Raw genomic sequence first — 7,451 nt, 5'->3', positions numbered from 1 at the left:
GGGGGCGGTCCCGGCCGCCCGAGACGCCCCCGGCCCCGGGGGGGCGCTGTTCGTGGTTGCTGGCTGCGCGGTGGCGCATGTGGCGGGCGTGTTCCTGGGGGGCCGGCGGCCGGCCGCCGGCCGGCTGGACCACGCTGAGCAGGTAGTGCTTCATGACGCCCTCCACGATGTCGCGCCCGTGCCCGCGCCGGGCCGTCTGTCACCTCCTACACGAACGGCCGGGCCGCGGATCGGCACCGCGCCCCTGCCGGGGCGGAAAAACTTCGGAAGAATCGTGTCGGCCGGTCCCTGAGACGGCGTCATACCGCGGACGGCCGCCGCCTGTTCCCCTGCGCCGCCTGTTCCCGCGGGAGTGCGGCCCGAAAACCGGAGGAGACGGCCGTCGTCACGCACGGCCGTCTCCTCCCGCGTCACGCACGCCGTCCTCCTCCTCCGGCACGCGCTGCCGCCCTCGTCCTGCCTCGGACTCGGCCGACCTCGTCCCGCCTCAGACCCGGCCGACGTCCTCCTGCCCCGGACTCGGCCCGACCTCGTCCCGCCTCAGACCCGGCCGTCCTCGTCCTGCCCCTTGACCACCACGAGGAAGGCGTCCGCCTTCAGGTCCATCACCACGGTCGCCGGTTCACCCTCGGCGCGTCGGGCGGCCGCGTACTCCTCCGCCGGCCACGATCCGCGCGGAGACCCTGCGGGAAAGCGCTCCAACACCTTCGCACTCATGACGGCGGCCACCTCCAGCTGCGCTGACGAACAGGATGTACAGGTTGTACCGGTGCGGTTGCCCGCGATCGGTGCGGACATGTCACCACGTCGGCGGGTGTGCATCCGAACCGGGCGCCGGACCGGAAGGGAGCACAGAAGGTGCCTCGACGCCGAGGACCACGAGAGCCGAGAGGGCCGGGAGGGCCAGGAGCGATGAACGACGACCGGCGGACGGGCGAGCGGCGGTGCCTGGTGACGGGCGCCACCGGGTACATCGGCGGCCGTCTCGTGCCCGAGCTGCTGGCCGCCGGGCACCGGGTGCGCTGTCTGGCCCGCTCCCCCGGCAAGCTGCGCGACCAGCCGTGGGCGGGTGACGTGGAGGTGGTACGAGGTGACGTGACCGACTCCGCCGCGGTGGGCGACGCCCTGCGGGACGTGGACGTGGCCTACTACCTGGTCCACGCCCTGGGCACGGGCCCCGACTTCGAGGCGACGGACCGCCGCGCGGCCCGGATCTTCGGGGAGCGGGCACGGGCCGCGGGCGTGCGCCGCATCGTCTATCTGGGCGGTCTCACGCCCGGCGGCGTCCCCGAGGACGAGCTGTCGCCGCATCTGCGGTCCCGGGGGGAGGTCGGCCGCATCCTGCTGGACTCGGGCGTGCCGACCACCGTGCTGCGCGCCGCGGTGATCATCGGCTCCGGCTCGGCCTCCTTCGAGATGCTCCGCTATCTCACCGAGCGGCTGCCCGTGATGATCACCCCGAGCTGGGTGCGCACCCGTATCCAGCCCATCGCCGTCCGGGACGTCCTGCGCCTCCTCGTCGGCAGCGCCGCCATGCCGGCCGGGGTGAACCGCGCGTTCGACATCGGCGGCCCGGACGTCCTGACGTACCGGGAGATGATGATCCGGTACGCGCGCGTGGCGGGTCTGCCGCGCCGGCTCATCCTCCCGGTGCCCGTCCTCACCCCGCGGCTGTCCAGCCTCTGGGTGGGCCTGGTCACCCCCGTCCCGGCCGGGATCGCCCGGCCGCTGACGGAGTCGCTGCGTCATGAGGTCGTCTGCCACGAGCACGACATCGACCGGTATGTGCCCGCGCCGCCGGGGCATCCCCTCGGCTTCGACCAGGCCGTGCGGCTGGCCCTGCGCCGGGTGCGCGAGGCCCGGGTGACCACGCGCTGGTCGTCCGCCGCGGTGCCGGGCGCGCCCAGCGATCCGCTGCCGACCGACCCGGACTGGGCGGGCGGCAGTCTCTACACCGACCACCGCGAGGCCGCGGTGGCCGCGGAGGTGCACGACCTGTGGCGAGTGATCGAGAGCGTGGGCGGGGACAACGGCTGGTACTCCTTCCCGCTCGCCTGGAACGTGCGGGGGCTGCTGGACCGGCTGGTCGGCGGGGTGGGGCTGCGCCGGGGGCGCCGGGACGCGCAGCGGCTGCGCGTCGGTGACTCGGTGGATTTCTGGCGGGTGGAGGAGATCGAGCCGGGGCACCTGCTGCGGCTGCGCGCCGAGATGCGGCTGCCGGGTCTGGCCTGGCTGGAGCTGTACGCGGAGCCGGACGGCAGGGGGCGCAGCCGGTACCGGCAGCGGGCCCTGTTCCATCCGCACGGCCTGCTGGGCCACGCCTACTGGTGGAGCGTCTCGCCCTTCCACGCCGTCGTGTTCGGCGGCATGGCCCGCAACCTCGCCCGAGCGGCCGCGGCACCCCGATGACCGGCGCCCTGACCGACGCCCGCGGCTCACCCGCCGGCTCACCCGCCCCGGGCCCGGCCGACACCGCGGGACGGGCCCCACATCCGGCCCGAACACCCTTGCCACATCCCACCCCGAGCCCCCTTGCCCGGCACGGCCCGGACGCCCTTCCCACCGCGCCGCACCGCGCCCGACTCCACGCACCGACCGAGCCTCCGGGCACGGCCCAAGTCGCCCTTCCACGGCACCGCCCGAGCCCCTTCCCCGGGCACGGCCGAAGCCCCCTTTCACGGCACCACCCGAACCCCACCCCGCTCACCACCCGAGCCCCTCCTCCAGGCATGACCGAAGCCCTTCCACGACACCACCCGAACCCCACCCCGCTCACCACCCGAGCCCCTTCTCCGGGCATGACCGAAGCCCTTCCACGACACCACCCGAACCCCCTTTCCCGGCACCGTCCGGACACCCGTCCGGCGCGGGCCGGGGCGGCGTCCCCTCTCCGGAGTCACCCCATGCCCACCTCCGTCGTCCTGTTCACCGCCGATCTGCGCGTGCACGACCACCCGCCGTTGCGCGCCGCCCTGGACGGGGGCCGCGAGGTGGTCCCGCTCTTCGTGCGCGACGGCGGTCTCGCGGAACCGTTCGGCACGGCGCCCAACCGGCTCGCCTTCCTCGGCGACTGCCTGCGTGACCTGGACGCCTCGCTGCGCGGACGCGGCGGGCGGCTCGTGCTGCGCTCGGGTGACCCCGTACGGGAGGTGTGCGCCGTGGCCGCGGAGGCCGACGCCGACGAGGTGCACCTGGCGGCCGACGTGAGTGCGTACGCGCAGCGGCGCGAGCGGCGGCTGCGCCGGGCGCTGGAGGCGGACGGCCGGCGGCTGTTCGTGCACGACACGGTGACGGCGGCCGTCGCTCCGGGCGTGGTGACGCCGGCCTCCTCGGACCACTTCGCGGTCTTCACGCCGTACTTCCGCCACTGGGCGAGGCAGCCGTTGCGGGATCCCGTCGGCGCGCCCCGCGCGGTCCGCGTCCCGGCGGGGATCGGCTCCGAGGCAGTGCCGGAACGCTCCGCGCTGCCGGGGGTGTCGCCGGGGCTGGCCGGCGGCGGTGAGACGGCCGGACGCGAGCGGCTCACGGCCTGGCTGCGCTCGGGCATCGCCGCGTACGAGGACCGGCACGACGATCTGGCCGGCGACGCGACCTCCCGCCTCTCGCCCTGGCTGCACTTCGGTGCGCTGTCCCCGGTCGAGCTGGTCCACCGGGCCCGCAAGGCGGGCGGCCCGGGCGCCGACGCCTTCGTACGGCAGCTCGCGTGGCGCGACTTCCACCGTCAGGTGCTGGCGGCCCGGCCGGCGGCGGCCGGCGCCGACTACCGCACGAAGCACGACCTCTGGCGGTCCGAGGCGACGGCCGCCGAGGACATCGAGGCGTGGCGCGCGGGCCGCACCGGCTACCCGGTCGTCGACGCGGCGCTGCGTCAGCTTCGGTACGAGGGCTGGATGCACAACCGCGGCCGCCTGCTGACGGCGAGCTTCCTCGCCAAGACGCTCTACGTCGACTGGCGGGTCGGCGCCCGCCACTTCCTGGAGCTCCTGGTGGACGGCGACGTGGCCAACAATCAGATGAACTGGCAGTGGGTGGCGGGCACGGGCACGGACACCCGCCCCCAGCGCGTCCTCAATCCCGTCGCGCAGGGCCGCCGGTACGACCCCGACGGCGCGTACGTACGGCGGTGGGTGCCGGAGCTGGCGGGTGTGGCGGGGGCCGCGGTGCACGAGCCCTGGAAGCTGCGCGGCGGCGCCCGGACGGCGGCCGACGGCTACCCGGAGCCGGTCGTGGACCTGGCCGAAGGCCTCGCCCGCTTCCGGCGGGCCCGGGGACGCGAGTGACCGACGGCGCGGGGACGCGAGTGGCCGACGGCACGGGGACGCGAGTGGCCGACGGCGCCCCCGAGAGGTCCGGGCGCAGGGGACCGACGGGCACCGCGCGAGGTCGGGACGCAAGGGACCGACGGGCACTGCACGAGGTCGGGCCCAAAGGACCGACGGTGACCCCGCGAGGTCGAGGCGCCAGAGTCCGACAGTGACCACGCGAAGGCCGGGGCCCAAAGGACCGACGGTGACCCCGCGAGGTCGAGGCGCCAGAGTCCGACAGTGACCACGCGAAGGCCGGGGCCCAAAGGGCCGACGGTGACCGCGTGGGCTGGGACGAGCGTGGCCGACGGCGACCGCGCGCGGTCGGGCGCGACGGCCGTCAGCCGCTCCGCACCGCCTTGCCGTATCCGGCGGCCAGTACGCCGAGGGCCTCGGCCAGGGAGGTGGGGCGCACCGTACCGGTGAAGGCGCGGCCCGCCCAGCCCGGTCCGCCGAGCATCACCAGCGGCTGCGTCCGGGCGCCTTTCACCCCCCAGCGGATGTCCCCGACCTGCCGGGCGAGGGCCGGGCTGGCCGTCGCGCGGGCCTGCGCCCAGAGCACCACCGCGGCCGGGCCCAGCCGCCGTACCGCCGCCACGAGCGCGTCCGCGGGCACGGCGGCGGCGAACATCCGCGCCGGGACGCCCAGTTCGGTCAGCGCCGCGTTGAGCGCCTCCAGTGGGAGGGTGTGCTGTTCGCCGGGTACACACGCCAGGAGTACGGGTCCCGGGGCGGGCGGGCCGCCCACCGCGGCGGCGGGCGGGGTGTGCCGGCGCAGGGCCGTGGAGACGTGCCAGGACAGCAGGTGCTCCACCTCCACGTAACGGTCACCGGACGAGGCCCACTTGCGTCCGACGGCGTGCAGCGTCGGCACCATCACCTCCTCCCAGGCGGTGACGACGCCGTACTCGGCCAGGGCGGCGGCGAGTTGTTTCTCGACCGCGGGAGCGTCCAGCCGCACCGCGGCGCGGGCGAGGCCCCGGCACTCCGTACGGACGGCCCTGCCCAGCGGCAGCACGCCACCGGCCCGCGAACGCGGACCGGCGGCCGGATCCCGCCCGCTTGCCGCCGGAACCGGGAGCGGGCCCGCCGTCCCGGTCCGGGCCTCGTCCCAGGCCCCCTCCCGTGCGGCCCGGGCCGCCTCAGCGGGCGGCACGCCTGCCGTGGTCAGCCGGCACATCGTCTCCAGCGCCGCCACGTCCTGCGGCGTCCAGCGCCGGTGGCGGCCCTCGGCGCGGGCGGGGCCGATGCCGTAGCGGCGGTCCCAGGACCGCAGCGTGGTGGGCGACACGCCGAGCCTGCGGGCCAGGGCGCCGGTGGTCAGGGCCGGTTCGGGGATCGGCGCCGGTTCCGAAGGGTGCGCTGCGCCAGTGGCCGGCACCGGTTCCGAAGAGCGCGCGGCGCCGGTGGCCGGCACCGGTTCCGAAGAGTGCGCGGCGCCGGTGGCCGGTTCAGGAGGGCGCTCGATGCCGGGGATCGGGGCCGGTTCCGAAGAGTGCGGGGAGCCGGTGGCCGGTTCCGCAGGACACGCGATGCCGGGGATCAGGGCCGGTTCCGAAGAGTGCGGGGAGCCGGTGGCCGGTTCCGAAGGGTGCGCGCCGGGAGTCAGGGCCGGTTCCGAAGGGTGCGGGGAGCCGGTGGCCGGTTCCGGAGGGCGTGCGCCGGGGGTCAGGGCCGGTTCTGTAGGGCGCTCGCGGGTCGGCGCGCTGCCCTGCTGCTCGTCCATGCCTCGACGATACGACGCACGAACGATGCGTGTTGTCCGCGTGGTAGGTGGACTCCGACGATGACCGGACCGTCTCAGGTGAGGAGCCCTGGTCATGGCCACGTACGCGGCGGCCGCAGCCGAAGGTCCGTCCCGGGGTCCGGCCGCCTGGTCGCGTCCCCCGGGCCCGGACGCGGAGTCGTACGGTGACGAGGAGCTGGCCCGGCGCCTGCCGGCCGGCGACGACGCCGTCCTGGCGGCCGTCTACCGCCGCTGGTCCGGCCTGGTGTACCTGCTGGCGCGGCGCTCTCTCGAGGACGCCGGGGAGGCCGAGGACGTCACCCAGCAGGTGTTCCTCGGGGTGTGGCGGGGGCGGCACGGCTACCGGCCGGAACGTGGCCCGCTGGCGGGCTGGATCGTCGGCATCACCCGCCGGAAGATCGTGGACGCGCTGTCGGCCCGCACCCGGCGCCGGGAACTCGCCACGGCCGCAGGCGCGACGCTCGCGCTCGGCGGCGCCCCCGACGCGGACCCGGAACCCGTGCTCGACCGCCTGCTCGTGCACGGGGCGCTGGCGGCACTTCCGGACACCCAGCGCCGGGTCCTGTACCTGGCCTTCTACGAGGACCTCACGCAGACCCAGATCGCCGCGCGCACGGGCTGGCCGCTGGGCACGGTGAAGAGTCACACCCGTCGCGGCCTGCACCAACTCCGGCGCAGCCTGCGACAGCCCGAGCGGCCGTCCACCCCTGGACACGCCCCGGCATGACAAGGCCGCCCATATCTACACATAAGCGGCAAATAAGCGCAAAATGGGGTACGCGATGCTACCCAACACCGCATGTGACGCGGTTAGGCCTGCAAGCCAAAGGAGACGAGTCATGGCCAACGTCTCGCACAGGGGTGATATGTCGACCCACCCCGATGTCCCCGAGATGCGGGAACGCTACGCCCGCATGCTCGGCGGTCGCGATGTGGTGCTCGTGGACGGGCCGGTTTTCCTGCTCGGCCTGTACTGCGCCGCATCTCCGTGGATCGTGCACTACACCGCGAGCCAGCCCTCGCTCATGACGCACAACCTCATCATGGGCATAGCGATCGGCCTGCTGGCGCTGGGATTCACCAGAGCCCCCGAGCGGATGTACGGCCTCAGCTGGGCCATGTGCGCCATCGGCATCTGGATGATCATCGCTCCGTGGATCGTGGGCCGCGGCCCGGACGCGGGCGTGATCATCAACAACGTCGTCATCGGCGCGCTGGCGCTCGTCCTCGGACTGGTCTGCGCGGTAACGGCCATGAAGAGCACCCCCAGGCCCTGAACGGTGCACCCCCGAACCTCAAGGTGAAGACCGAGGAAAGGAAGGACACTCACCGCGGGAGGCCGGGGCCGCCCCGCGGTCCCGCCCCAACCCGGGCCCCCCCACCCCCCCCGGGGGCCCGCC

6 protein-coding genes are annotated in these 7,451 nt (G+C 75.0%); 4 read left to right on the top strand and 2 right to left on the bottom strand.

All coding sequences use genetic code 11. From position 1 onward, the window contains the following. Positions 1 to 540: 540 nt before the first annotated feature. Positions 541 to 717, bottom strand: coding sequence for a DUF8839 family protein (locus ABVB68_RS36475; protein WP_353605522.1), 177 nt, complete (start codon positions 715 to 717; stop codon positions 541 to 543). Positions 718 to 912: 195 nt separating this feature from the next. Between ABVB68_RS36475 and ABVB68_RS36470 the strand changes: the two genes are divergently transcribed. Continuing rightward, entirely contained in the window at positions 913 to 2,409 is a 1,497-nt protein-coding gene (locus ABVB68_RS36470; RefSeq protein WP_353605521.1) for an SDR family oxidoreductase, read from the top strand. 494 nt (positions 2,410 to 2,903) lie between these two features. Further along, positions 2,904 to 4,280 (top strand): cryptochrome/photolyase family protein, encoded by a 1,377-nt coding sequence (locus ABVB68_RS36465; RefSeq protein ID WP_353605520.1) that lies wholly within the window; start codon positions 2,904 to 2,906, stop codon positions 4,278 to 4,280. 364 nt (positions 4,281 to 4,644) lie between these two features. Here the strand turns inward: ABVB68_RS36465 and ABVB68_RS36460 are convergent, their stop codons facing one another. Then, positions 4,645 to 5,685, bottom strand: a complete 1,041-nt coding sequence (locus tag ABVB68_RS36460) for a MerR family transcriptional regulator (RefSeq protein WP_353605519.1) — start codon at positions 5,683 to 5,685, stop codon at positions 4,645 to 4,647. 439 nt (positions 5,686 to 6,124) lie between these two features. Between ABVB68_RS36460 and ABVB68_RS36455 the strand changes: the two genes are divergently transcribed. Continuing rightward, positions 6,125 to 6,778 carry a sigma-70 family RNA polymerase sigma factor gene (locus ABVB68_RS36455; protein ID WP_353605518.1) on the top strand — a complete coding sequence of 218 codons (654 nt, stop codon included), beginning with the start codon at positions 6,125 to 6,127 and terminating at the stop codon, positions 6,776 to 6,778. Between the two features lie 112 nt (positions 6,779 to 6,890). Then, positions 6,891 to 7,328 carry an SPW repeat protein gene (locus ABVB68_RS36450; protein ID WP_353605517.1) on the top strand — a complete coding sequence of 146 codons (438 nt, stop codon included), beginning with the start codon at positions 6,891 to 6,893 and terminating at the stop codon, positions 7,326 to 7,328. Positions 7,329 to 7,451 lie beyond the last annotated feature (123 nt).

The organism is Streptomyces sp. NPDC096012, assembly GCF_040426375.1.
Taxonomy (GTDB): domain Bacteria; phylum Actinomycetota; class Actinomycetes; order Streptomycetales; family Streptomycetaceae; genus Streptomyces.
Note: the sequence above shows the minus strand (reverse complement) of the source record. Positions and strands in the feature narration are given on the sequence as shown.

Coding starts and splice junctions, on each gene's coding strand:
- ABVB68_RS36475 (WP_353605522.1), bottom strand. CDS start 717: ATGAGTGCGAAGGTGTTGGAGCGCTTTCCCGCAGGGTCTCCGCGCGGA.
- ABVB68_RS36470 (WP_353605521.1), top strand. CDS start 913: ATGAACGACGACCGGCGGACGGGCGAGCGGCGGTGCCTGGTGACGGGC.
- ABVB68_RS36465 (WP_353605520.1), top strand. CDS start 2,904: ATGCCCACCTCCGTCGTCCTGTTCACCGCCGATCTGCGCGTGCACGAC.
- ABVB68_RS36455 (WP_353605518.1), top strand. CDS start 6,125: ATGGCCACGTACGCGGCGGCCGCAGCCGAAGGTCCGTCCCGGGGTCCG.
- ABVB68_RS36450 (WP_353605517.1), top strand. CDS start 6,891: ATGGCCAACGTCTCGCACAGGGGTGATATGTCGACCCACCCCGATGTC.